Here is a 24,965-nt window from a genome sequence, read left to right on the forward strand (position 1 = left end):
ACCAGAGGTCATCATGAAAATCCGTGAACTCGCCCAGCACTGGGAACAGAATGCCGCTGGCACGCTCAGTCGCACAGGGCATGTCTTGCATCTGGACCTGGAGTCCGAGGCGCGCCTGGCCGCGCTGATCGACATGTACCCCAAGCGCACCGCCGAAGAACTGCTCGGCGAACTGGTCGCCGCCGCCCTCGAAGAACTTGAAGCCAGCTTCCCCTATGTGCAGGGCCGGCAGGTCATCGCCACCGATGAAGAAGGCGACCCGCTGTACGAGGATGTCGGCCCTACTCCACGCTTTCTCACCCTGTCGCGCCAGCACCTGCACAGCTTGAGCAACACTGCCGTCGATAACGAAAAATAGCCTGCCCTCCATGTTCCGGGCCCCTGAAAGGCCCGGAATACCGCCCTCGGCCGAGAAAGTTCCAGCAAATCCTCGCTGACCAATCAGTCAGAAAAAAATCCGCTCGCAGCGCATTTTTTTCTGAACCATTCGAAAAACGGTCGAGTCGGAGCCAATAGCCATCACGCTAAAACCCTGCACACTGCCCTCGTGCACCGTTGAGCTGAAGCGCGCGGTTTTGTCAGGGATTGAGCGATGGACTGCTACGGACATCGTCGTTATCAGGAGTGATCCAATGGAGCTGACCATCATGAAGACCCGCACCCGCAAACTGTCATCCACTCATGTGCGCGGGTTCAAGCTGGCCGCGCTGGCCCTCGGCAGTAGCCTGGTCCTGGCCGGCTGTGCGGGCAACCCACCCACCGAGCAGTATGCCGTTACCCAGTCTGCTGTGAACTCCGCCGTCAGTGCTGGCGGTACCGAGTTTGCCGCCGTGGAAATGAAAGCGGCCCAGGACAAGTTCAAGCAGGCCGAGATCGCCATGCATGACAAGAAGTACGACGAGGCCAAGCGCCTGGCCCAACAGGCCGAGTGGGACGCACGCCTCGCCGAACGCAAGGCCCAGGCGGCCAAGGCCCAGAAGGCCGTGCAGGATGCCCGCCAGGGCATTCAGGACGTACGTGAGGAAGGCCTGCGCAGCGCTCAGTGAGCCCTGCCCCGCCAACCTTAGCCTTCGCACACGATCAAAGGATGAACACTATGCGCAAACACGTCATGATTCCCGCCCTGCTGGCCCTGAGCGTCGGTCTCGCTGCCTGCTCGCACGACCCGAATGCCAACCTGGAAGCGGCCCGCACCAATTTCTCCTCGCTGCAGAGCGACCCGCAATCGAGCAAGGTCGCGGCCCTGGAGACCAAGGACGCCCAGGACTGGCTGAACAAGGCCGACAAGGCCTACATGGACCGTGAAGACCAGAAGCAGGTCGACCAGCTCGCCTACCTGACCAACCAACGTATTGAAGTGGCGAAACAGACCATTGCCCTGCGCACCGCCGAAGGCGAGCTGAAAAATGCCTCGGCCCAGCGTGCCCAGGCCAAGCTGGATGCCCGCGACGCGCAGATCGCCAAGCTGCAGGACAGCCTCAATGCCAAGCAGACCGACCGCGGTACGCTGGTGACCTTCGGCGACGTGCTGTTCGACTTCAACAAAGCCGAACTCAAGAGCAACGCCTACCCGAACATCACCAAGCTGGCCCAGTTCCTCCAGGAAAACCCGGAGCGCAAGGTGATTGTCGAGGGCTACACCGACAGTGTCGGCTCGGCCAACTACAACCAGAGCCTGTCCGAACGCCGCGCAGGCTCCGTGCGCATGGCACTGGTGCGCGCCGGCGTGGACCCTGCACGCATCGTGTCCCAGGGTTATGGCAAGGAGTACCCGGTAGCGGACAACGGCAGCAACTCGGGGCGGGCGCAAAACCGTCGGGTGGAGGTGACCATCTCCAACGACAACCAGCCGGTGGCACCGCGTACGGTGAGTCAGGCCCAGCAGTAAGACTGGCCAGCTGAAATGACAAGCCCCGCGATCGACGCGGGGCTTTCTTTTGCCTGTTCCGACCTCTCGCGGGCACACCCGCTACGGGGCCGATACAGGCAACATCACTGCACCTGCTGTGGAGTTTCCTCGCCCATGCAACGCACGGCGCGCTTGCGGTTGTCCACCAGCACGCCGGTCAGGCCTTTTTGCTGGTTGTCGAACAGCACCAGCACGCCGTCCACACACTGGGCCACCTGCGCCGCCGGGTCCAGCGACACCTTGTAGTCTTCGCCGGGGATGGTCTTGAGCATGGTGAAGTCCTGCAGCAACAGGGCATCCTCGGGTTTGGCGAAATGCAGGTAACCGTAGTACCACAAAGCCCCCACCGTCACGATGATGCTACCGATGCCGGTCAGGATCAGCGGGATGGCGTTGCGTTCTTCACTCATTGCTTGTTCTTCTCGTCAGGGAAATTGGGCACTTCGGCAAGCCGCCGCAGGCCGTTGAAATGGCTGGGGTCATCAAGGAAACGCAGCATCACCTGGCGCCAGGTCGGGTCAGCGAAGGTCTGTACATGGCCGCCTCGGGTCAGTTGCAGCACCCTTGGTGCTGGTGCGTGCTGGTACAGGCGAATGCCGTTGTCCATCGGCACCAGGTTGTCGTCGATGCTGTGGAAGAACAGTTTGGGCGGGCTGCTCAGCTGCTCGATCGAACGGATCGCGCTGTCGCTGTCCGGCACCAGCCACGACAGCGGCACCTGCAGCGGCCAAGTCATCCACGAGGTGCTGAGGGCATAGCGCCCCACCTCGCGGTAACTGGCCGGCACGCCATCGAACACCAGCGCGCTGAAGCGCTGGCGCTGCTCAGGGTGGGCCGCCAGATAATGAATGGCCATGGCGCCACCCAGGCTCTGCCCCAGCAGCACCAGTGGCTTGCCCTTGACCTCGGGCGCCTGGTCCAGCCAAACCATGGCGGCGGCAATGTCCTGGTACACGTCCGGCAGGCTCGGCTGGCCCTGGGACAAGCCGTAGCCGCGATAATCGATCATCAACACCTGGTAACCCTGCTCCGGCAGCCAGTAGCTCCCCCCCAGGTGTCCAGGCAGGTTGCCGCCGTTTCCATGCAGGTGCAGCACCGTGCCTTTGACATCGACCCCGGCCTTGGCCGGCAGCCACCAGCCGTGCAGGCGCAGGCCATCAGCAGTGTTCAGGGTGACATCGCGATACGCCAGCTTGGCCCGCTCAGGGGTGAAGGCCTGGCCACGCTCGGGGTAGAACAGCAGGCTGCTGCAGCCGCCAAGCCCCAGCAGAACCAAGCCCAGGGCCAGCAGGCGGCAGCACTCAGAGAATGTTCGCGTAGTCGGCTTCAATACGATCCAGGCTCAGGTGGTTGAGGAAGTTGGAGAAGCACATCCAGGCCGACAGCGCGTTAAGGTCGCGGAACTGTTCGGGCAGGTACTTGGGTGGCTCGACCAAACCCTCCTCGACCAGCTGACGCAGGGTGCGCATGTCTTCCAGGGTGGTCTTGCCACAGAACAGCAACGGGATCTGTTCGAGCTTGCCCTTCTTCACGGCCAACTGAATGTAGTTGTAAACCATGATGAAGCCCTTGAGATAGGACAAGTCCTTGGTGAATGGCAGGCCATTGGGCACCGAGCCGCGGAACACCCGGCTGGCGTTGCTGTAGCTCTGCGCCATCTCGAAGCCCTGCTCGCGGAAGAAGTTGAACACCTGGAGGAAATCGGCGCCCTCCTCGACCATGTGGATCGCGCGGGTGCGGTTGGTGAGCTTGCGCAAGCGGCTGGGGTAGGACGCAAAGGCGATCACTTCCATGAGGATGGCCAGGCCTTCCTGGGTCACCGTCGACGAGGGCGGGCCCTTGGCCAGAAAGGTACAGATAGGCTGGTTCTGGCCATTCAGTGTGGTGCCCACGTGCACCAGCCCTTCGTGCACCTCCAGGGCGCGCACGTCGCGGACGTTGAACATGGCGTCGGCGCGCACCTTGATGTAGTCGGCACCGGCCGCAGCATCGGCGACGATGCCGTCAGACTCGAATACGCGAATGGTTTCCTCGGCCTCGCCGAACACCTTGTTCAGCCGGCGCTGGAGAATGTCCACGGCCTCCTTGGCCGTCAGATTCTTGGGTTCGTCCTTGAGGTCGCCACGGCCGTCAATGTTGTTCAGGTAGTCTGAGAACATCATGCCGAGGTCGGCCAGGGTCGGGTCACCGGCGTGGAAGGCATCCGAGGCCGCGCCGTACAGCTCCTGGGAGATCAACCCGAAGTCCTCGGTGCCGCGCGCTTCGAGCATGCGCACGACCATGCGGTACTCGCGGCACATACGCTTCATGATCTGCCCAACCGGGTTGAACTGGCCGAGCTGGCGAATGATGTCGCGCTCGATGCCCTGAAACTCGGCCTTGACCGCGCTGGAGTCGAACGACAGCGGGCGCGACTGGTAGTAGGCGCGGTCAACCGCCGGCGGCTCCTTGCCCTTGGCCTTGAGGAAGCCCTGGCGAATGTTGTCGTCCCACTTCACCGCGTCCAGGACCCGGATCGGGGTCTGCGCCGCGACGATGCGGTCGGACAGGGCGCGGATGGTTTGCTGGTATTCGTCCACCGGGGACTCCTTTCTAGTACAAGAAACCTGCCCGCGAGGAAGCCAACACGGTCATTTGCCGGAGCGCTGGAACCGCGCCACCTCGACGAACAGGTCGGAGTTGGCCGGGTCGTCCAGATACGCCAGCACCCGCGCCGACGGGCTGTCGATCAACACGCCATCGCCGTTGTCTTCTGGCACCTCGGTGCTACGCCCGGTCAGTTCTTTCTTGTCCACCGCCTGCTGCACCTGCTCGACATCCAGGTTGTAGACCACCAGTTCCTTGCCATCGACGATGTCGAAACCGCCAATCAGGAAGTTGCCACCCAGGCGCTTGGGCACACCAGCCGACAGGTACCAGCGGTTGCCGTGGCGCGACACAGTGAACACGTATTCTTCAGGGGCCTTGCCCTTGGCCGTGGCCACTGCCTTGTAGGCATCGCCACCACTGCGGCTGATGGTCAGCTTCAGCGGCTCGCCCCAGGCGTCCTTGCTGCTCCACTTGCCGAGCAGGGCCTTGGGCGCCGCCTGGTTGCTGGGCAATGGCTCATGGAAGGTCACCAGACAACCGCCCAGCAGCAGGAATGACAGAGTCAACAACACCACACGCCAGGCTTTCATCAGGTTCTCCTTGAAAAGTCGATCTCGGCTCAGGCCGATGCCAGCACAAGCTGCAGGTATCGGGTAAGCATAGCGAGCATCTGCCCATCGGCTTGCGCATTCGCATCCTTGAGCAGGCCCTGATATTCCATCTGCTCGATAATCGCCGTCAACATCTGGGCGTCCTGTTCCGGTTGCCGCGAACCCACTACCTGCAGCAATTGCCGGGTGCCGTGCAACAGGATCTGCTCATGGGCGCACACCAGCTCGGCCAGGCGCGGGCAAAGCAGCGCCTCCTGGCGGAAGGCCTGCTCGGCCATCAGGAAGTCACGGCGGTTCAGCAGTTGCCGCTGCACATAGTCAGCGGTCATGCGCGCCACTTCGTCGGCCAACCGCGCCCGTGCCTGCTGGCTGCCATCGCCCTGGGCCAGCAACTGGCGCAACACCACCTCGGTGTTGGCCCACAGCTTGGCCATGTAGGCCGCGCTCCGCTCGACGTACTGGGCGAAGGTATCGGTGAGCAGGTCCTCGATGTCCTTGAAGTAGTAGGTGGTGGCCGACAATGGCACACCAGCCTCGGCGGCCACTGCGCGGTGGCGCACGCCGCGTACACCATCGCGCACGACGATGCGCATGGCGGCGTCGAGGATCAGCTGGCGACGCTGTTCGCTGCCTTGGCGGGCAGTCTTGCGCCCTTGGTATTGCACGCTTTCGGCGACGGCGGTGGCAATGCCGGCGGCGCCCTGGTCAGGCATGGCGGGTGTCACGGGTATACCTCATTGGACAACGTTTCATCAGTGCCGGCCTCTTTGCGGGCGTGCCCGCAAAGAGGCCAGTACAAACAACATAAAGCTTCAGGCAAGAAAAAGCCGCCTCGAAAGGCGGCTCGTTCAAATCACTCAGGCCTGCGGACGCATGTGCGGGAACAGGATCACGTCGCGGATCGACGGCGAGTTGGTCAGCAGCATCACCAGGCGGTCGATGCCGATACCCTCACCGGCGGTCGGCGGCATGCCGTACTCCAGTGCACGCACGAAGTCGGCGTCGTAGTGCATGGCTTCGTCGTCACCGGCGTCCTTCTCGGCCACCTGGGCCAGGAAGCGCTCGGCCTGGTCTTCGGCATCGTTGAGCTCGGAGTAGGCGTTGGCGATTTCACGGCCACCGATGAACAGCTCGAAGCGGTCGGTAACGGCTGGGTTGTCGTCGTTACGACGGGCCAGCGGCGACACTTCGAACGGGTACTCGGTAATGAAGTGCGGCTGCTCCAGCTTGTGCTCGACCAGTTCTTCGAAAATCATCACCTGCAGCTTGCCCAGGCCTTCGTGGCCCAGCACCTTGGCACCGGCCTTCTTGGCGATGTCGCGGGCGCGGTCGACGTCCTGCAGGTCGGCAGCGGTCAGCTCGGGGTTGTACTTGAGGATCGAGTCGAACACCGACAGGCGCACGAACGGCTCGCCAAAGTGGAACACCTTGTCACCGTACGGCACGTCGGTGCTGCCCAGTACCAGCTGCGCCAGCTCACGGAACAGTTCCTCGGTGAGGTCCATGTTGTCGCGGTAGTCAGCGTAGGCCTGGTAGAACTCGAGCATGGTGAATTCAGGGTTGTGACGAGTCGAAACGCCTTCGTTACGGAAGTTGCGGTTGATCTCGAACACCTTTTCAAAGCCACCCACCACCAGGCGCTTGAGGTACAGCTCCGGCGCGATGCGCAGGAACATGGCCATGTCCAGGGCGTTGTGGTGAGTTTCGAACGGCTTGGCCGCCGCGCCGCCTGGAATGGTCTGCAGCATCGGCGTTTCGACTTCGAGGAAGTCACGCTCGATGAGGAACTTGCGGATGTGCGAGATCACCTGCGAACGCACACGGAAGGTGTGGCGGGTTTCTTCGTTGACCATCAGGTCGACGTAACGCTGACGGTAGCGCTGCTCGGTGTCGGTCAGACCGTGGTGCTTGTCGGGCAGCGGGCGCAGCGACTTGGTCAACAGGCGCACATTGGTCATTTCGACGTACAGGTCGCCCTTGCCGGAACGGGCCAGGGTGCCTTCGGCACTGATGATGTCGCCCAGGTCCCAAGTCTTGACCGCAGCCAGGGTTTCTTCGGGCAGGGTTTTGCGGTTGACGTAGACCTGGATACGGCCAGTCATGTCCTGGATAACCATGAACGAGCCACGGTTGAGCATGATACGGCCGGCAACCTTGACCGGGATCGCGGCTGCTTCCAGCTCTTCCTTGGTCTTGTCCGCGTACTGTTTCTGCAGGTCGTTGCAGTAGCTGTCGCGACGGAAGTCGTTGGGGAAGGCGTTGCCCTTGGCGCGCTCGGCGGCAAGTTTTTCCTTGCGCAGGGCGATCAGGGCATTTTCTTCCTGTTGCAGGTCTTGCGATTCGGTCTTGAGGTCGCTCATGTCGTCATTCTTTCCATCAGGTATTCGTTGCCCTTTTCGGGCAGGGCACGCGATACCGGCGGGCAGCCAGGTATCGCGGCAGTGGAGTGCGGCTTACAGCCCTTGCTTGAGGCTTGCTTCCAGGTACTGGTCGAGGTCGCCGTCCAGCACTTTCTGGCAGTCGCTGCGCTCTACGCCTGTGCGCAGGTCTTTGATGCGCGAGTCATCCAGTACGTAGGAACGGATCTGGTGGCCCCAGCCGATGTCCGACTTGCTGTCTTCCAGCGCCTGCGATGCGGCGTTGCGCTTCTGCATTTCCAGCTCGTACAACTTGGCCCGCAGCATTTTCATGGCGGTGTCTTTGTTGGCGTGCTGGGAGCGTTCGTTCTGGCACGCCACCACGGTGTTGGTCGGTACGTGGGTGATACGTACGGCCGAGTCGGTGGTGTTCACGTGCTGACCACCGGCACCGGAGGAGCGGTAGGTGTCAATGCGCAGGTCGGACGGGTTGATCTCGATCTCGACCTTGTCGTCGATTTCGGGCGACACGAACACTGCCGAGAACGAGGTGTGGCGACGGGCACCGGAGTCGAACGGGCTCTTGCGCACCAGGCGGTGCACACCGATTTCGGTACGCAGCCAGCCGAAGGCGTACTCGCCCTTGATGTGCACGGTGGCGCCCTTGATGCCGGCGACTTCACCTTCGGAAAGCTCGATGATGGTGGCGTCGAAACCGCGCTTGTCAGCCCAGCGCAGGTACATGCGCAGCAGGATGTTGGCCCAGTCCTGCGCTTCGGTACCACCAGAGCCGGCCTGGATGTCCAGGTAGGCGTTGTTCATGTCCATCTCGCCGCTGAACATGCGACGGAACTCAAGCTTGGCCAGGTTTTCTTCCAGCTCTTCCAGCTCGGCCACGACGTCGCCGACGGCGTTTTCGTCATTTTCCTCGACGGCCATGTCGAGCAGGTCCTGGCAGTCACCCAGGCCGTTGGACAATTTGTCCAGGGTCTCGACCACCTGCGCCAGCATGGCACGCTCGCGGCCCAGGGCCTGGGCGTACTCGGGCTTGTTCCAGACGTTGGGGTCTTCCAGCTCGCGGTTGACTTCGATCAGGCGGTCATGCTTGTGATCGTAGTCAAAGATACCCCCGAATGGACTGGGAACGCTCGGTGAGGTCCTTGATGGTGTTCAGGATCGGTTGGATTTCCATGGGCTGGCTACTCGCACGAATTCGGTGAAAAGCCTGCGAGTATAACCGAGTCCGCAGCATGGCGGCAGACCCGCCGGGCGGTAGTCTGTTCAGAAAGCTGCACCGCGCCTACACGGTCCGCGCAATCCTGCTCAGGCGATGCCAACCTGGTTACGCCCGCTGTTCTTGGCTTGGTACAGGCCTTTGTCCGCTGCCGAGATCAGCTGCCGGCAATGGCTGCCGACGGCCGGGGTCTGGGTAGCCAGGCCAATGCTCACGGTCAGGAACGATTCGGCCACCGGCGCAGTATGCGGGATGCCCAGGCCAAGCACGGTCTGGCGCAGCTTTTCGGCCACCAGGCGTGCCCCGCCTGGCGAGGTGTTGGGCAGCACCAGGGCGAACTCTTCACCGCCATAGCGCGCCGGCAGGTCGGTCGGCCGCGAGCACGAGCCACGAATGGCTTCGGCCACCTGGCGCAAGGCCTCGTCGCCGGCCAGGTGGCCGAAGCTGTCGTTATAGGCCTTGAAGTAGTCCACGTCGATCATCAGCAACGACAGCTGCTGCTGTTCACGCATCGCCCGGCGCCATTCCAGCTCCAGGTACTCGTCGAAATGGCGGCGGTTGGACAGCCCGGTCAGGCCATCGGAGTTCATCAGCCGCTGCAGCATCAGGTTGGAATCGAGCAGTTGCTGCTGGCTGACGCGCAAGGCGCGGTAGGCCTCGTCGCGCTGCAGCAGCGTCAGGTAGGAGCGCGAGTGGTAGCGGATACGCGCCACCAGTTCGATGGTGTCCGGCAGCTTGACCAGGTAATCGTTGGCCCCGGCGGCAAACGCCGCGCTCTTGACCAGTGGGTCTTCCTTGGTCGACAGGACGATGATCGGAATGTCCTGGGTCGCCGGGTTGTTGCGGTACTCGCGCACCAGGGTCAAACCGTCCAGGCCAGGCATGATCAGGTCCTGGAGAATGACCGTAGGCTTGATGCGCATGGCCTGGAGCACCGCCTGGTGCGGGTCGGCACAGAAGTGGAAGTCGATGTTGTCCTCATTGGCCAGACCACGCCGCACCGCTTCGCCGATCATTGCCTGATCGTCGACCAACAGCACCATCGCCGAGTTCTCGTTGGTGGTCGCGAAACCTTCGATCGGTAAGTCATTCATACCTGTTCACCCGATCACTACCGGCCTTGCGGCGTGATTCAATACGTTTCGTCATTTTGCGAAAAAGTCCGTCAAGCGCCCGGCTATGCGTTCCAGCGGGCGAATTTCCACTGCGGCATCAATGGCCGCAGCAGCTTTGGGCATGCCGTACACCGCGCTGCTGGCCTGGTCCTGGGCAATGGTCAAAAAGCCCTGCTGACGCATCAGCTTCAGGCCTTGGGCACCGTCACGGCCCATGCCGGTGAGCAGCACGCCCACGGCATCACCATTCCAGTAACGTGCCACACTCTCGAAGAACACATCGATCGAGGGCCGGTAGATTTCATTGACAGGCTCGGCAGTGTAGGCCAGTTGGCCGTTCTGTAGCAGGCGAATGTGGTGGTTGGTCCCCGCCAGCAACACCTGCCCTGGCTGCGGCGGTTCACCTTCACGGGCCAGGCGCACCGGCAGGCCGGCTGCGCTGCTGAGCCATTCGGCCATGCCTGCGGCAAACACCTGGTCCACATGCTGGACCAGCACGACGGCCGCCGGAAACGCTGCCGGCAAGCTCTTGAGCAACACTTCGAGCGCCGCCGGGCCGCCCGCCGACGAGCCAATTGCCACCAGCCCGCGACGCTGCGAAGCCTCGCGCAGCGGAGCGGCTACCGGCCTTGCGGCTGGGGCACGCTGCTGACCGACCAGCCAGCCGATATTGAGGATTTTGCGCAGCAGGGGGGCCGCCGCTTCGCGGGCATCGCCAGCACCCAACGCCGGGGTGTCGACCACATCGAGAGCGCCATGGCCCATCGCCTCGAACACCCGGTGCACGTTTTGCTTGCGGTCGACCGTGACGATGACGATGGCGCACGGGGTTTCGGCCATGATCCGCCGGGTCGCCTCGACACCGTCCATCACCGGCATGATCAGGTCCATGAGAATCAGGTCGGGCAGTTGTTCGCAGCAGCGCTGCACCGCCTCGGCACCATTGCTGGCCACCCACACTACCTGGTGCGCGGGCTCGAAGGCCACTGCCCGGCGTAACGCCTCCACGGCCATGGGCATGTCATTGACGATGGCGATCTTCATCCCTGAGCACCTCCGATCAGCTCGACTACAGCATCCAGCAACGCATCGTCGTGGAAACTGGCTTTCGCCAAATAGTAGTCCGCGCCAGCATCCAGACCACGCCGTCGGTCTTCCTCACGGTCTTTGTAGGACACCACCATCACCGGCAACGACTGCAGCCGCTGGTCGCGACGCACCAGGGTGACCAGCTCGATGCCGTCCATGCGCGGCATGTCGATGTCGGTAATCAGCAAGTCGAAGTCCTCACCGCGCAGGGCGTTCCAGCCGTCCATGCCATCGACTGCCACTGCCACGTCGTAGCCACGGTTACCCAACAGCTTGCGCTGCAGTTCGCGCACGGTCAGCGAATCGTCGACCACCAGGATGCGCTTGCGGGCCACCCCACGGGCACCGCTGCTGCCGCGCTCGATGCGCTCCAGGCTACCGGTGCTGAGCAGTTTTTCCACCGACCGCAGCAAGTCTTCGACATCGACGATCAGCACCACCGAGCCATCATCGAGCAAGGCACCGGAGGAAATGTCCTGTACCTTGCCCAGCCGTGGGTCGAGGGGCATCACCACCAGCACCCGTTCGCCCACCAGCCGCTCCACGGCCACGCCGTACAGCTGCTCGCGCTCACGGATCACCACCACCCGCAGGCTGGCTTCGTCGCTTTGCCCGGCCGGGCGGTTGAGCAACTGGCTGGCGGCCACCAGGCCAATATGCCGGCCTTCGTGCCAGAAGTGCTGACGCCCTTCGATCTGCACGATCTGTTCGGCGGTCACTTCCAGCGTGCGTTCGATATGGGCCAGCGGGAAAGCGTAAGCCTCACCGCCCACCTCGACCACCAGGCTGCGCACCACCGACAGGGTCAGTGGCACCTGCAGATGGAAGCGACACCCCTGCCCCGCCACCTGAGTCAGCTCGATCGAGCCGCGCAGCTCGCGGATCATGTGCTGCACCGCATCCAGCCCCACGCCGCGCCCGGACACTTCGGTAACCTTGTCGCGCAGGCTGAAACCGGGCAGGAACAGGAACGTCAGCAGCTCCGCTTCACTCATCCGCGCCACCGTGTCGGCCGGCGACAGGGCACGCTCGACGATGCTGCTGCGCAAGCGCTCCAGGTCGATGCCGGCGCCATCGTCGATCAGCTCCAGGCTGAGCATGCCGGCCTGGTGCGACGCCCTCAGGCGGATCTCCCCCTCGTCCGGCTTGGCCGCCAGCAGGCGCCGCTCGGGCAGTTCGATGCCGTGGTCGACGGCATTGCGCAACAAGTGGGTCAGCGGTGCTTCGAGTTTTTCCAGCACATCGCGGTCGACCTGGGTTTTCTCCCCTTCCACCACCAAGCGCACCGGTTTGCCCAGCGAGCGGCCCAGGTCACGGACCATGCGGCTCTGCCCAGTCAGCACGTCGGCAAACGGCCGCATTCGGCAAGCCAGAGCCGTGTCATACAGTAATTGTGCACGCTGGCTGGCCTGCCAGCCGAATTCGTCCAGGTCCGCAGCCTGTTGCTGCAGGATCTGCTGGGTTTCCGCCAGCAGGCGCTGGGTTTGCGCCAGGGCTTCGAGCACCTCGCTGCGCTGGCCACTGTCCTCCAGCTGCATACGCAAGCCATCGAGCGCCTGCATGCCTTGGCCGTGCATGCGTTTGAGGCGCTGCAGGGTGGCCAGGTAAGGCTTGAGCCGCTGGGTTTCCACCAGCGACTTGCTGGACAGGTCGAGCAGGCTATTGAGGCGGTCGGCGGTAACACGCAGTACCCGCTCGGCACCTTCCCCGGCGCGCTTGCCGGCCTTGCGCCGCAGGGCCGGCTGGGGCTCGGGCTCTGGTTCCGGCGGTTCGGCTGGCACCACCAACGGGGCCGACGTCGGGGTTGCCGGGGGTGGCTCCGGCAGCACGGGTGCCACCAACGGCGCCGCAGGAATGGCAGCAGCGCCTGGGTCAAGCAGGTTGGCCATTTGCGCAAGAAACACCGGCAAGGTCGCCTGCGCGCCGGCATCGCCTGGCGTGGCGATGCGCATCAGCAGGTCGGTGCCTTGCAAGAGTGCATCGATATGCTCGGCGGTCAGCCGCAGACGGCCTTCCTGGGCCGCTACCAGGCAATCCTCCATGACATGGGCGACACTGACGCCCGCATCCACCCCGACGATGCGCGCGGCCCCCTTGAGCGAGTGGGCGGCGCGCATGCAGGCCTCGAGCTGGTCGGCCTGGGTGGGATTGCGCTCCAATGCCATCAGGCCGGCACTGAGCACCTGGGTCTGCGCCTCGGCCTCCAGGCTGAACAGTTCGAGCAACGATGCGTCGCGCATTTGCTCTGGGGTCATGACAAGCTCCGCTGCACGGCAGACAGTAAGTGTTGATCGTCCAGCACCCGCACACTGCGGCCGCGCCACTGCAGGACTGCGGAGGTGAAGCGTGTGGCGTCCTGGCCGCTGCCAAGCAACAGTGGGTCGAGCCGGTGAATACCGTCGATTTCCTCGACGGCCATCACCACCGGCCCACCTTCGGCGGCCAGAATCAGCATGCGTGGCATCGCCCGGCCGCCACGCTGCTCGGCGGTACCGGCTTGCACACCCAGCAAGTCAGCCAGTGACAGGCACGGCACCAACGCACCGCGCACATTGGCAACCCCCTGCAGCAGCCGCGAGCGCTGATGCGGCAGCGAATGCACCGCCTGCAACGGGGCGATCTCGGCCAGGCAGGCGGTAGCCAGCGCCAGCCACTCTTCGCCCAGGCGGAACAGCAGCATGGAGCGGCCGGTGTTTTCTTCGACCGGCTGCGCTACTGCAGCCTGGTGGTCCTGCATCAGCGCATAGCGGTCGAGCAAACGCGTGGCCGCGGCGGCATACACCTCGCAATTGCGGCAATGAACATGCTGCTCCAGCAGCGGGCACTGCTTGTCGCCATGCACGCCAATGCGGTTCCAGCAGTCGTCGATGTGCGCGTCATCCTCGGCCAGCAACTGCATCGCGGATTCACTGTTCATCGTTCAGACTCCCGGCCAGCCCGCGCCGCCCGTTCCTGCAGGCGCCGGGCACCGGCCAGGTCACCCTGGGCCGCCAGCAAGGCCGCCAGGTGCACCAGCGCCTCGGGGTGCTGTGGTTCCAGGTACAGGGCCTTGCGGTAGTGGGTCAGCGCCTGCTGCGCATCGCCTTCGGTATCACTGAGCAGCCCCAGCCAGTAGTACACCTGCGCCGACGGCGGGTACTGGCCCAGGTAGCGCTGGCACTCGCCCCGGGCCTGCTCGCTGGCACCGGCATTGGCCAGGCGGGCAATGCTGGCCAGCAACTCACTGGCCCCCTCGTGCTTGTGCTCGCGGGCCGGCGCCGGCCTGGCCGCCACAGGCAACACTCGCAGCGGCGGTGGCAACGGCGCGCTGGGCGGTGGATACCCCGCTGTGGGCAACGTCGCCAACGTTCGCTTCACCGGTTGGGCGGGTACCACGTCCATCGGGGCGCTGTCGCCTTCCTGACGCACATAGGCAAACGACTGGGGGATCCCCAGCGGACGCATGCCCAGGCGTGCCAGCAAGCTGCCCTCGGCCGGGCCGATGAACAGCACACCCTGCGGATGCAGCAGGCGTTTGAGCACCTCGAACACACGCTGCTGGGTCGGCACGTCGAAATAAATCAACAGGTTGCGACAGAACACGAAGTCATACAGGCCATCGCGGCTGGCCAACGCCGGGTCAAGCACGTTGCCCACCTGCAGGCTGACTTGCTGGCGTACCCGTTCATGCAGGCGATGGCCTTCGTCGAGGGCATCGAAGTAGCGCTCACGAAAGCCCAGTTCGCTGCCACGAAAGGCATTGCGCCCATACACGGCCAGCCTTGCCTTGGCTACCGAACTGGGGCTGATGTCCATAGCATCAATCAGCAATGCCCCCGGCGCGATGCCAGCGTCGAGCAAGGCCATGGCCAGCGAATACGGCTCCTCGCCGGTCGAGCACGGCAGGCTGAGCAGGCGCAATGGGCGTGCACCCGCCAGCTGGGCCAGGCGTTTATGGGCCAGGCTGGCCAGCGCAGTGAAGGATTCGGGGTAACGGAAAAACCAGGTTTCCGGGACGATCACCGCTTCGATCAGCGCCTGTTGCTCATCCGCCGACTGCTGCAGGCGCAGCCAGTAATCGTCCAGGTCCATCGCGCCTGCAGCCACGCAGCGCTGGCGCAGTGCGCGCTCGACCATGGGCGCGCCCACCGACTCCACGTCCAGACCAATGCGCTCGCGCAAGAAGCGGAATAAACGCTGTTCGTTCATGTAGGCATCCCTGTCGGGTCTTGCGTGTACAGCAATTCGTGCACAGCGTCGGGCAGCAGGTCATTGACTTCGATGCGCTGCAGCATGCCCTGGGCATCCTGGCGCACCGGGCCCAGATAAGGCGCTTCGCCGGTGTCCACCCCATAGGGCTGAAACTCGTCGGGTTGGCACCGCAGGGTTTCGGTGGCCTGCTCCAGAATCAAGCCAAGCTGCAGGCTGCCACGGTAGTGCACCAGCACCAGGCGGGTGCTGGTGCGCTGCGCCGCTGGCTGGCCAAAGCTCAGCGCGGCAAGGTCGATCACCGGCACCAGCTGGCCACGATGAGCGAGGATACCGGCGACCCAGGCAGGTGCCTGGGCAATCGGCTTGAGCGGCTGACGCGGCAACACCTCGATCACCTCGTGCACGCTCAGGGCAAAACGCTGCGCCCTGATGCGAAACTGCAGGTACAACGCCCCCTTGGCGTTTTTCGCCCGCGCGGGGCGCGGTTGCAAGTCGTTCATCGCGGTCAGACTTTGAAGCGCGACACGCCGCCACGCAGGCCCGCGGCCACCTGGCTTAGCTCATCGATGGCAAAACTGGCCTGGCGCAGCGACTCGACGGTCTGGGTGCTGGCATCGCTGAGCTGGGCCAGCGCCTGGTTGATCTGCTCGGCACCGGTGGCCTGGGCCTGCATGCCTTCGTTGACCATCAGCACGCGCGGTGCCAGGGCCTGCACCTGGTGGATGATCTGGCTGAGCTGCTCGCCCACCTGTTGTACTTCGAACATGCCGCGGCGCACTTCTTCGGAGAACTTGTCCATGCCCATGACCCCAGCCGACACGGCCGACTGGATCTCGCGCACCATCTGCTCGATGTCGTAGGTGGCGACGGCGGTCTGGTCGGCCAGGCGGCGCACTTCGGTGGCGACCACGGCAAAGCCGCGGCCATATTCGCCGGCCTTTTCTGCCTCGATGGCGGCGTTGAGCGACAGCAGGTTGGTCTGGTCGGCAACCTTGACGATGGTGACCACCATCTGCGTGATGTTGCTGGCTTTCTCGTTGAGGATGCCAAGCTTGGCGTTGACCAGATCGGCTGCGCCCATCACCTGGTGCATGGTCTCTTCCATGCGCGCCAGGCCCTGCTGCCCGGAGCCTGCCAGGCTGGAGGCCTGGTCAGCGGCGGTCGTCACTTCGGTCATGGTGCGCACCAGGTCGCGCGAAGTGGCGGCGATTTCTCGCGAGGTGGCGCCGATTTCGGTGGTGGTGGCGGCCGTTTCGGTGGCGGTGGCCTGCTGTTGCTTGGACGTGGCGGCAATTTCGGTAACCGAGGTGGTCACCTGCACCGACGAACGTTGCGCCTGGGCTACCAGGTTGGCCAGTGCTTCGGCCATCTCGTTGAAACCGCTTTCGATGGCACCGAACTCGTCCTTGCGGTCCAGGCTCAGGCGCATGCTCAGGTCGCCCGAGCGCAGCTTGTCGAGGGCATGCACGATACGTTGCATGGGCGCGGTGATGGCGCGCATCAGCAGCAAGCCGCAGATGCCAGCGGCAACGATTGCCAGCAGCAGCGAAACGACCATGCTGCCCTTGGCCGTGCTCACGGCGCTGACGATCTCGTTGGTGGCGGCGTCGGCTGATGCCCGGTTGTTCTCGATCACTTCATTCAAGTGCTTGCGCCCATCTACCCAGGCCGGGGTCAGCACTTCGATGATCAGCCGTTCGGCTTCGGCGTAGTTGTGCTGGCGGTAAGTATCCAGCACCTGGTTGACGATCTTCAGGTAGCCCTCTTCCAACTGCACGAAGTTGTCGAAGCGGGTTTGATCATCCTTGTCCTGGATGGTGGCCTGGTAGCTGGCCATGTGTTGCTTGAGCCGGTCTTCGAAGCTTTTGAACAGCTCCATGTCGGCCGAAGTGATTTCACGGTGGTTGGACAGGCCCACCAGTTGCTGGCTGGTGACGTAGCTATCGACCCAGGCGCTGCGGATCATCGAGCTGTAGTAGACCCCGGGAATGCTGTCGGTCCCTACCGCCTCTTCGGCGGTTTCGATGGTCACCAACCGCGAATAGGCGGCCACGATCATCAGCAGCATGATGGCGATGATCACGGCGAAACTTGCCAGGATCCGTTGGCGCAAGGTCCAGTTTTTCACATTCAGCCCTCAGGAATTCACAACGAGCGGGAAAAATCGCCGAAGTATAGCCTAGAGGCCTTACGGTTTTGCGGGTGAAGTGAAGGGTAAACAGGCAGCAGTGCTGATGGACACGCCATTTGGGCAAAGGCAATTGGGGCCGCTGCGCGGCCCCGATCACTAACCTGCGGCAAGCCGCGCCTGGCTATCCAGCGCCTGGCGCAAGCCTGGGTCCAGGCGCAACTGACGGGCCAGCTCGTCCAGGTAGGCCCGCTCCATGAAGTTTTCCTCGTCGACCATCATCACGCTGGCCAGGTACATCTCGGCAGCCATCTCCGGCGTTTGCGCGGCGCGGGCCACTTCAGCCGGGTCCAGCGGCTTGTTCAACTCGGCATGCAGCCAGTGCTGCAATTCGCGGTCGCTGTCCAGGCGGGTGAACTCGCCCTCGATCAACGCCCGCTCGCGCTCGTCGATATGGCCATCGGACTTGGCCGCTGCCACCAGCGCCCTCAGCACCGCCTGGCTGTGCTGCTCGACCTGGGCCGGCGGCAGGCGGTCGACGGTTTGCGGCTCGCTTGCAGCTACCCGCTGATTGGCCTGCCAGTTGCCGTAAGCTTTGTAGGCCAACACGCCCAGCGCGGCCAAGCCACCGTAAGTCAGAGCCTTGCCGCCGTACTTGCGCGCCTTCTTGTTCCCCAGCAACAAGCCCAGCGCCCCCCCACCCAACAGGCCGCCGCCTGCTCCAGACAACAGCCCGCCAAGCCCGCCTGACGCGCCGCCAGGCTTGTTGGCGCCGCCTTGTTTTTCAAGCAATTGCTGGCCGGACTTGAGGAGCTGATCAAGCAAACCCCGAGTATTCATGCGCGTGTCTCCACGTAAGAAGATTCAAGCGCCAGAGTAAGGCTTGGCGCAGCACACGCCATGCAGGGATTTGCTTCCGGATGTTGCGTTAGCTGGCAAAAAGCCAACTAGACTCGATATCGCCAATACCTCGCACCCGCGCACTACGCTTATAACGATTGCTTCACCGCTTGCTTGATGACTGCCCCGAACAAGATCGCCAAGAAGAGGGAACACCATGTCAGTGCACAAGACCGCATTGCTCGGCGCCATGACTGGCGCCGTGCTGGCCAGCGCCAGCCTGCAGGCCGCCGAACCGCCCAAGGCCCTGGGGGCCGGCGAGGGGCGCCTGGACATCGTCGCCTGGCCCGGCTACATCGAGCGCGGTGAAAGCGACAAGGCCTACGACTGGGTGACCGGTTTCGAGAAGGAAACCGGCTGCAAGGTCAGCGTGAAAACCGCCGCCACCTCGGACGAAATGGTCAGCCTGATGACCAAGGGCGGCTATGACCTGGTGACCGCCTCGGGCGACGCCTCGCTGCGGCTGATCGTCGGCAAGCGCGTACAGCCGATCAACACCGCCTTGATCCCCAACTGGAAAAACATCGACCCACGCCTGCAGAACGGCGGCTGGTACGTGGTCGACAAGCAAGTGTATGGCACCCCGTATCAATGGGGGCCGAACGTGCTGCTGTACAACACCAATACCTTCAAGCAGGCGCCAACCAGCTGGAGCGTTGTGTTCCAGCCGCAGGACCTGCCTGACGGCAAACCGAACAAGGGGCGCGTGCAAGCCTATGACGGGCCGATCTACATCGCCGACGCCGCCCTGTACTTGAAGTCGGCCAAGCCCGAACTGGGTATCAAGGACCCGTACGAACTGAACGAGGAGCAATACAAGGCCGTGCTGGAACTGCTGCGCCAGCAGCAACCGCTGATCCACCGCTACTGGCATGACGCCACGGTGCAGATGAGCGACGTGAAGAACGAAGGCGTGGTCGCCTCCAGTTCATGGGGCTACATGGTCAATGGCCTGAAGGCCGAGAACCAGCCAGTGGCCTCGACCATTCCCAAGGAGGGTGCGACCGGCTGGGCCGACACCACCATGCTGCACGCCGAGGCCAAGCACCCCAACTGCGCCTACAAGTGGATGGACTGGTCGCTGCAGCCGAAGGTGCAGGGCGACGTGGCGGCCTGGTTCGGCTCGTTGCCGGCGGTGCCGGCTGCCTGTACAGGCAGCCAATTGCTGGGCGCCGAGGGCTGCAAGACCAATGGCTTCGACAATTTCGACAAGATTGCCTTCTGGAAAACCCCACAGGCCCAGGGCGGCAAGTTCGTGCCGTATAGCCGCTGGACCCAGGACTACATTGCAATCATGGGTGGGCGCTGAGGTTGCCTGAATGCCTGATCCTGCCTTTTCGCGGGTTTACGCGCGCAAAGGCAGGATCAGGAGCAAGCCCATTGCCCGGAGCCCACGCATGCCCCTAGCCGTCCAGTTCACCCAGGTTTCCCGCACCTTCGGCGAGGTCAAGGCCGTCGACCAGGTCAGCATCGATATCATCGATGGCGAGTTCTTCTCCATGCTTGGCCCTTCCGGCTCGGGCAAGACCACTTGCCTGCGCCTGATCGCCGGCTTCGAACAACCCTCCAGCGGTTCGATCCGCATCCACGGGGTGGAGGCCGCTGGCATGCCGCCCTACCAACGTGACGTCAACACCGTGTTCCAGGACTACGCACTGTTCCCGCACATGAACGTGTTGGACAACATCGCCTATGGCCTGAAGGTAAAGGGCGTGGCCAAGGCCGAACGCCATAGTCGCGCCGAAGAAGCCCTGGCCATGGTGGCCCTGGCCGGCTACGGCACGCGCAAACCAGCGCAACTGTCTGGCGGCCAGCGCCAGCGTGTGGCCCTGGCCCGTGCACTGGTCAACCGGCCGCGCGTGCTGCTGCTGGACGAGCCGCTGGGCGCACTGGACCTGAAGTTGCGCGAACAGATGCAAGGGGAGCTGAAAAAGCTGCAACGCCAGCTGGGCATCACCTTTATCTTCGTCACCCACGACCAGACCGAAGCGCTGTCGATGTCCGACCGGGTCGCGGTGTTCAACCGTGGCCGCATCGAACAGGTCGACACCCCGCGCAATCTGTACATGAAGCCCGCCACCACCTTCGTCGCCGAATTCGTCGGCACCTCCAACGTGGTACGTGGCGAGCTGGCCATGCAGCTCAACGGCAGCCCGGCCCCCTTCTCCATCCGTCCCGAGCACATCCGCCTGGGCGACCTTGTGGTCACCAGCCACGAAGTGCAGGTAAGCGGCCTGTTGCGCGATATCCAGTACCAGGGCAGCGCCACCCGCTACGAGCTGCAATTGGACAACGGCCAACTGCTGGCGGTAAGCCAGGCCAACGACCGCTGGCAAGCACAGGCACAGGCCTGGCAGACCGGGCAGCGGCTGCAGGCGCACTGGCCCCGCGAGGCAATGACGGTGCTGCAGGAAACCGAGGGCCGCTGACATGAGCACACTGCGCGGCCTATCCAACCTGCTGTACCGGCGCCCCAACCTGTACCTGGCACTGCTATTGATACCGCCGCTGACCTGGTTCGGCGCAATCTACCTGGGCTCGCTGCTGAACCTGCTGTGGCAGGGTTTCTATACCTTCGACGATTTCACCATGGCGGTGACCCCGGACCTGACCCTGGGCAACTTCGCCGCGCTGTTCAACCCGTCGAACTTCGACATCATCCTGCGCACCCTGGGCATGGCAGTGGCGGTGTCGCTGGCCAGTGCGGTGCTGGCCTTCCCCATCGCCTACTACATGGCGCGCTATACCAGCGGCAAGACCAAGGCATTTTTCTACATCGCGGTGATGATGCCGATGTGGGCCAGCTATATCGTCAAAACCTATGCCTGGACCCTGCTGTTGGCCAAGGGCGGCGTGGCCCAGTGGTTCGTCCAGTTGTTGCACCTGGATGCCCTGCTGCAGGCGCTGTTGGCGGTGCCTGGCGTGGGCGGCAGCACGCTGTCGACCTCGCACCTGGGGCGCTTTCTGGTGTTCGTGTACATCTGGCTGCCGTTCATGATCCTGCCCATCCAGGCCTCGCTGGAGCGCTTGCCACCGTCGCTGCTGCAAGCTTCGGCCGACCTCGGCGCACGGCCGGGGCAAACGTTCGTGCAGGTGATCCTGCCGTTGTCGATCCCCGGCATCGCCGCCGGCTCGATCTTCACCTTCTCGCTCACCCTGGGCGACTTCATCGTGCCGCAACTGGTCGGCCCGCCCGGCTACTTCATCGGCAGCATGGTCTATGCCCAGCAGGGGGCGATTGGCAACATGCCGATGGCTGCCGCGTTCACCTTGGTGCCCATCGTGCTAATCGCGGTGTACCTGTCCATCGTCAAGCGCCTGGGGGCCTTCGATGCACTCTGAAAAAGCATCACCGGGGCTGCGCCTGGCGGCCTGGGGCGGGTTGCTGTTCCTGCACTTCCCGATCCTGATCATCTTTCTGTACGCCTTCAACACCGAAGACGCCGCGTTCAGCTTCCCGCCCAAGGGCTTCACCCTGAAGTGGATTGGCGTGGCCTTCGCCCGGCCCGATGTGCTGGAGGCAATCAAGCTGTCACTGCAGGTGGCCTGCCTCGCCACGCTGATCGCGCTGGTACTGGGCACACTAGCCTCGGCTGCGCTGTACCGGCGCAGCTTTTTCGGCAAGGAGAGCATTTCGCTGATGCTGATCCTGCCCATCGCCCTGCCCGGCATCATCACCGGCATCGCCCTGCTCTCGGCGTTCAAGACCTTGGGGATCGAGCCTGGTGTGTTCACCATCGTGGTCGGCCACGCCACGTTCTGCGTGGTGATCGTCTACAACAACGTGATCGCCCGCCTGCGGCGCACCTCGCAGAGCCTGATCGAAGCGTCGATGGACCTGGGCGCCGATGGCTGGCAGACCTTCCGCTACATCATCCTGCCCAACCTCGGTTCGGCGCTGCTGGCCGGCGGCATGCTGGCCTTTGCCCTGTCGTTCGATGAAATCATCGTCACCACCTTCACCGCCGGCCACGAACGCACGCTGCCGATCTGGCTGCTCAACCAACTCAGCCGCCCGCGTGACGTACCGGTGACCAACGTGGTCGCCATGCTGGTGATGCTGGTGACCATGCTGCCAATCCTTGGCGCCTATTACCTGACCCGTGGCGGCGAAAGCGTCGCGGGCAGTGGCAAATGACCCTGGAGGAGTCCCCGATGCAAACGCAGATGCTGATCAATGGCCAACTGGTCGCGGGCCAAGGCCCCGCCTGGACCGTGCTCGACCCGGCGCAGGGCACCGCCCTGGCGCAGATCAACGAAGCCACCGAGGCCCAGGTTGACAGCGCCGTGCGCGCCGCCGACCTGGCCTTCGACAGCTGGTCGCAAACCAGCCCCAAAGAGCGCTCGCAGGCCTTGCTGGCGCTGGCGGACGCCATCGAAGCCCACGGCGATGAACTGGCCCGGCTGGAATCGCAGAACTGCGGCAAGCCGCTGAGCGCCGCGCTGAATGACGAGATACCGGCGATTGCCGACGTGTTTCGTTACTTTGCCGGTGCGGCGCGCTGCCTGGGCGGCTCGGCGGCGGGCGAGTACCTACCAGGCCACACCTCGATGATCCGCCGCGACCCGCTGGGCGTGGTGGCCTCGATTGCCCCGTGGAACTACCCATTGATGATGCTGGCCTGGAAGATCGCCCCGGCCCTGGCAGCCGGCAATACGGTGGTGATCAAACCGTCGGAGCTGACGCCGCTGACGGCCCTGCGCCTGGGCGAGTTGGCCAAGGATCTGCTGCCACCGGGTGTACTGAACATTCTCTTTGGCCGCGGCCAGACCGTCGGCAACCCGCTGGTCAACCATCCCAAGGTGCGCATGGTGTCGCTGACCGGCTCGATCCCCACAGGTGCACACATCATCAGCGCCACCGCCGACAGTGTGAAGCGCATGCACATGGAGCTGGGTGGCAAGGCCCCTGTGCTGGTGTTCGACGACGCCGACATCGACGCCGCCATCGATGGCATCCGCACCTTCGGCTTCTACAACGCCGGCCAGGACTGCACCGCAGCCTGCCGCCTGTATGTGCAGGACGGTATCTACGAGCGCTTTGTCGAACGCCTGGGTGAAGCCGTAGCGAGCCTGAAACCGGGCTTGCAGGAGGCCGAGGACACCGAGCTGGGGCCGCTGATCAGTGCCCAGCACCGCGACAAGGTTGCCGGGCTGGTGCAGCGGGCCATCGCCCAGCCGCACATTCGCCTGGTAACCGGTGGCAAGGCGATTGACGGCGACGGCTTCTTCTTCGAGCCGACCGTGCTGGCGGATGCCCAGCAGGACGACGAGATCGTGCGCAACGAAGTGTTCGGCCCAGTGGTATCGGTCACCCGCTTTACCGATGAAGCGCAGGCGCTGGAATGGGCCAACGACTCCAACTACGGCCTGGCCTCATCGGTATGGACCCGCGACACAGGCCGTGCCCACCGCCTGGCGGCGCGCTTGCAGTACGGCTGCACTTGGGTGAATACCCACTTCATGCTGGTCAGTGAAATGCCCCATGGCGGGCAGAAGCACTCAGGGTATGGGAAGGACATGTCGATGTATGGGCTTGAGGATTACACCTGCGTGCGGCATGTGATGATCAAGCACTAGCCCGCTGAACATACGCGGTTGTTGTAGGTGCGCGCATGCGTTCCTACAACAACCGCGTAAAGGCCTGGATCAGTCCCGCAGATCCGACTCGTGAATCGGGTTGGCCCGGCTGGTCGCGCGCTGGTATTGCGCAGGCCAGGTCGCCTTGTTGCCGCCCAGGTCATCGTCGGCATGCAGCGGCCAGTACGGGTCGCGCAGCAGTTCACGGGCGAGGAAGATGATATCGGCCTGGCCGGTGCGCAAAATATGCTCGGCCTGGGCCGGTTCGGTGATCATGCCCACGGTGCCGGTGGCGATTTCCGATTCCTTGCGCACGCGCTCGGCGAAGCGGGTCTGATAGCCAGGGCCGGTGGGGATTTCGGCGTTTACCGAGGTCCCGCCAGAGGACACATCGATCAGGTCTACGCCCAACCCTCGCAGACGTCGGGCCAGTTCAACGGTTTCATCGGGGTTCCAGCCATCTTCGACCCAATCGGTTGCCGATACCCGCACGAACAATGGCAACTCGGCCGGCCAGACCTTGCGCACGGCCTCCACCACTTGCAAGGTCAGGCGGATGCGGTTTTCGAAGCAGCTGCCGTACTCGTCGCGGCGTTGGTTACTCAGCGGCGAGAGGAACTGGTGCAACAGGTAGCCATGGGCAGCATGAATTTCCACCACCTTGAAACCGGCCTTCAAGGCGCGCTCAGTCGAGGCAACGAAGGCGTCGATAACACCCTGGATCTCGTTCTCGGTCAGCTCGCGTGGCGCTGTGTGCTGCGGGTCGAAGGCGATCTTCGAAGGGCCCACCGGCTGCCACCCGCCGTCTTCGAGCTTCACACTACCCTGCTTGCCCAGCCATGGGCGATAGGTGCTGGCCTTGCGCCCGGCGTGTGCCAGCTGGATACCGGGCACGGCGCCTTGGGCGGTGATGAAGCGAGTGATGCGTTGCAACGGGGCGATCTGCGTGTCGTCCCACAGGCCGAGGTCTTCGGCGGTGATGCGGCCATCGGCGGTGACCGCCACGGCTTCGGTGATCACCAGGCCCGCACCACCAACGGCGCGGCTGCCTAAATGGACAAGGTGCCAATCGTTGGCCAGGCCATCGATAGCGGAATACTGGCACATCGGCGAGACGGCGATGCGGTTGGGCAGGGTCAGCTGACGCAGGGTGTAAGGCTCAAGCAGCAGGCTCATGAGGGCACCTCCCAAGGACTCCAATGGTGATCCGGCCCGGACACTCAATTGCACGTCCCTGGCCCAGGTCCGGTCATAACTTCAGA

The 24,965-nt window shown here is 63.7% G+C and carries 24 protein-coding genes; 8 read left to right on the forward strand and 16 right to left on the reverse strand.

Annotated elements, in window-relative coordinates:
• Positions 1-13 precede the first annotated feature (13 nt).
• The 3 genes from APH35_RS11475 (at position 14) to APH35_RS11490 (ending at position 1,888) form a co-directional block, all read left to right on the forward strand.
• On the forward strand, positions 14-358 hold the full coding sequence (locus tag APH35_RS11475; protein ID WP_012270798.1) for a hypothetical protein: 345 nt from the start codon (positions 14-16) through the stop codon (positions 356-358).
• A 274-nt stretch (positions 359-632) separates the two neighbouring features.
• On the forward strand, positions 633-1,046 hold the full coding sequence (locus tag APH35_RS11485) for a DUF4398 domain-containing protein (RefSeq protein WP_012270797.1): 414 nt from the start codon (positions 633-635) through the stop codon (positions 1,044-1,046).
• Positions 1,047-1,096: 50 nt separating this feature from the next.
• A complete protein-coding gene (locus APH35_RS11490) occupies positions 1,097-1,888 on the forward strand; it encodes an OmpA family protein (protein WP_012270796.1) in 792 nt (263 codons plus the stop codon).
• Between the two features lie 104 nt (positions 1,889-1,992).
• Here APH35_RS11490 and APH35_RS11495 read toward each other — a convergent pair whose 3' ends face one another.
• The 15 genes from APH35_RS11495 to APH35_RS11565 form a co-directional block, all read right to left on the reverse strand.
• Complete coding sequence (locus APH35_RS11495; RefSeq protein WP_060514824.1) at positions 1,993-2,319, reverse strand: hypothetical protein; 327 nt, start codon at positions 2,317-2,319, stop codon at positions 1,993-1,995.
• On the reverse strand, positions 2,316-3,239 hold the full coding sequence (locus tag APH35_RS11500) for an alpha/beta hydrolase (protein WP_060514825.1): 924 nt from the start codon (positions 3,237-3,239) through the stop codon (positions 2,316-2,318). Before APH35_RS11500 ends, APH35_RS11495 begins: the two co-directional genes overlap by 4 nt.
• The gene (locus APH35_RS11505; protein ID WP_012270793.1) at positions 3,211-4,488 is read right to left on the reverse strand and encodes a flavohemoglobin expression-modulating QEGLA motif protein; all 1,278 of its coding nucleotides are present in this window, start codon (positions 4,486-4,488) and stop codon (positions 3,211-3,213) included. Before APH35_RS11505 ends, APH35_RS11500 begins: the two co-directional genes overlap by 29 nt.
• Before the next feature lie 51 nt (positions 4,489-4,539).
• The gene (locus APH35_RS11510) at positions 4,540-5,088 is read right to left on the reverse strand and encodes a hypothetical protein (RefSeq protein WP_056796298.1); all 549 of its coding nucleotides are present in this window, start codon (positions 5,086-5,088) and stop codon (positions 4,540-4,542) included.
• Positions 5,089-5,117: 29 nt separating this feature from the next.
• The gene (locus APH35_RS11515) at positions 5,118-5,822 is read right to left on the reverse strand and encodes a TetR/AcrR family transcriptional regulator (protein ID WP_012270791.1); all 705 of its coding nucleotides are present in this window, start codon (positions 5,820-5,822) and stop codon (positions 5,118-5,120) included.
• 144 nt (positions 5,823-5,966) lie between these two features.
• Positions 5,967-7,469, reverse strand: coding sequence for a lysine--tRNA ligase (gene lysS / locus APH35_RS11520; RefSeq protein WP_012270790.1), 1,503 nt, complete (start codon positions 7,467-7,469; stop codon positions 5,967-5,969).
• Between the two features lie 93 nt (positions 7,470-7,562).
• A protein-coding gene (prfB, locus tag APH35_RS28830; RefSeq protein WP_123109230.1) for a peptide chain release factor 2 occupies positions 7,563-8,658 on the reverse strand; the annotation gives its coding sequence in 2 pieces (ribosomal slippage) (positions 7,563-8,585 and positions 8,587-8,658; 1,095 coding nt in all).
• A 131-nt stretch (positions 8,659-8,789) separates the two neighbouring features.
• Positions 8,790-9,794 (reverse strand): Wsp signal transduction system regulator diguanylate cyclase WspR, encoded by a 1,005-nt coding sequence (wspR, locus tag APH35_RS11530; protein WP_012270788.1) that lies wholly within the window; start codon positions 9,792-9,794, stop codon positions 8,790-8,792.
• A gap of 51 nt (positions 9,795-9,845) precedes the next feature.
• Positions 9,846-10,859: a Wsp signal transduction system protein-glutamate methylesterase WspF gene (wspF, locus tag APH35_RS11535; protein WP_012270787.1), complete on the reverse strand. Its 1,014-nt coding sequence runs from the start codon at positions 10,857-10,859 to the stop codon at positions 9,846-9,848.
• Complete coding sequence (locus APH35_RS11540) at positions 10,856-13,159, reverse strand: hybrid sensor histidine kinase/response regulator (protein WP_060492685.1); 2,304 nt, start codon at positions 13,157-13,159, stop codon at positions 10,856-10,858. The genes wspF and APH35_RS11540 overlap by 4 nt, the downstream gene beginning before the upstream one ends.
• Positions 13,156-13,821 carry a chemotaxis protein CheW gene (locus APH35_RS11545; RefSeq protein WP_060514826.1) on the reverse strand — a complete coding sequence of 222 codons (666 nt, stop codon included), beginning with the start codon at positions 13,819-13,821 and terminating at the stop codon, positions 13,156-13,158. Before APH35_RS11545 ends, APH35_RS11540 begins: the two co-directional genes overlap by 4 nt.
• Positions 13,818-15,092 (reverse strand): CheR family methyltransferase, encoded by a 1,275-nt coding sequence (locus tag APH35_RS11550; RefSeq protein ID WP_060514827.1) that lies wholly within the window; start codon positions 15,090-15,092, stop codon positions 13,818-13,820. Before APH35_RS11550 ends, APH35_RS11545 begins: the two co-directional genes overlap by 4 nt.
• Positions 15,089-15,595, reverse strand: coding sequence for a chemotaxis protein CheW (locus tag APH35_RS11555; protein ID WP_060514828.1), 507 nt, complete (start codon positions 15,593-15,595; stop codon positions 15,089-15,091). The genes APH35_RS11550 and APH35_RS11555 overlap by 4 nt, the downstream gene beginning before the upstream one ends.
• A 5-nt stretch (positions 15,596-15,600) precedes the next feature.
• The gene (locus APH35_RS11560; protein ID WP_012270782.1) at positions 15,601-17,223 is read right to left on the reverse strand and encodes a methyl-accepting chemotaxis protein; all 1,623 of its coding nucleotides are present in this window, start codon (positions 17,221-17,223) and stop codon (positions 15,601-15,603) included.
• Between the two features lie 159 nt (positions 17,224-17,382).
• Entirely contained in the window at positions 17,383-18,063 is a 681-nt protein-coding gene (locus APH35_RS11565; RefSeq protein WP_012270781.1) for a tellurite resistance TerB family protein, read from the reverse strand.
• A gap of 217 nt (positions 18,064-18,280) precedes the next feature.
• On the opposite strand from APH35_RS11565, the gene ydcS reads away from it, so the two are divergent.
• The 5 genes from ydcS to APH35_RS11590 all read left to right on the forward strand — a co-directional run bounded on the left by ydcS (position 18,281) and on the right by APH35_RS11590 (position 23,703).
• The gene (gene ydcS / locus APH35_RS11570) at positions 18,281-19,432 is read left to right on the forward strand and encodes a putative ABC transporter substrate-binding protein YdcS (RefSeq protein WP_012270780.1); all 1,152 of its coding nucleotides are present in this window, start codon (positions 18,281-18,283) and stop codon (positions 19,430-19,432) included.
• Positions 19,433-19,520: 88 nt separating this feature from the next.
• Positions 19,521-20,552, forward strand: a complete 1,032-nt coding sequence (locus APH35_RS11575; RefSeq protein ID WP_041166392.1) for an ABC transporter ATP-binding protein — start codon at positions 19,521-19,523, stop codon at positions 20,550-20,552.
• Between the two features lies 1 nt (position 20,553).
• The gene (locus APH35_RS11580) at positions 20,554-21,465 is read left to right on the forward strand and encodes an ABC transporter permease (RefSeq protein WP_012270778.1); all 912 of its coding nucleotides are present in this window, start codon (positions 20,554-20,556) and stop codon (positions 21,463-21,465) included.
• Positions 21,455-22,261 carry an ABC transporter permease gene (locus APH35_RS11585; protein WP_012270777.1) on the forward strand — a complete coding sequence of 269 codons (807 nt, stop codon included), beginning with the start codon at positions 21,455-21,457 and terminating at the stop codon, positions 22,259-22,261. Before APH35_RS11580 ends, APH35_RS11585 begins: the two co-directional genes overlap by 11 nt.
• Positions 22,262-22,278: 17 nt before the next feature.
• Positions 22,279-23,703, forward strand: a complete 1,425-nt coding sequence (locus APH35_RS11590; protein WP_060514829.1) for a gamma-aminobutyraldehyde dehydrogenase — start codon at positions 22,279-22,281, stop codon at positions 23,701-23,703.
• Between the two features lie 69 nt (positions 23,704-23,772).
• On the opposite strand, the gene APH35_RS11595 is transcribed toward APH35_RS11590, so the two are convergent.
• Complete coding sequence (locus APH35_RS11595; RefSeq protein WP_060492690.1) at positions 23,773-24,879, reverse strand: NADH:flavin oxidoreductase/NADH oxidase; 1,107 nt, start codon at positions 24,877-24,879, stop codon at positions 23,773-23,775.
• Between the last annotated feature and the right edge of the window lie 86 nt (positions 24,880-24,965).

Origin of the sequence: Pseudomonas sp. NBRC 111132, from assembly GCF_001320565.1 — a bacterium.
Lineage (GTDB): Bacteria > Pseudomonadota > Gammaproteobacteria > Pseudomonadales > Pseudomonadaceae > Aquipseudomonas > Aquipseudomonas putida_P.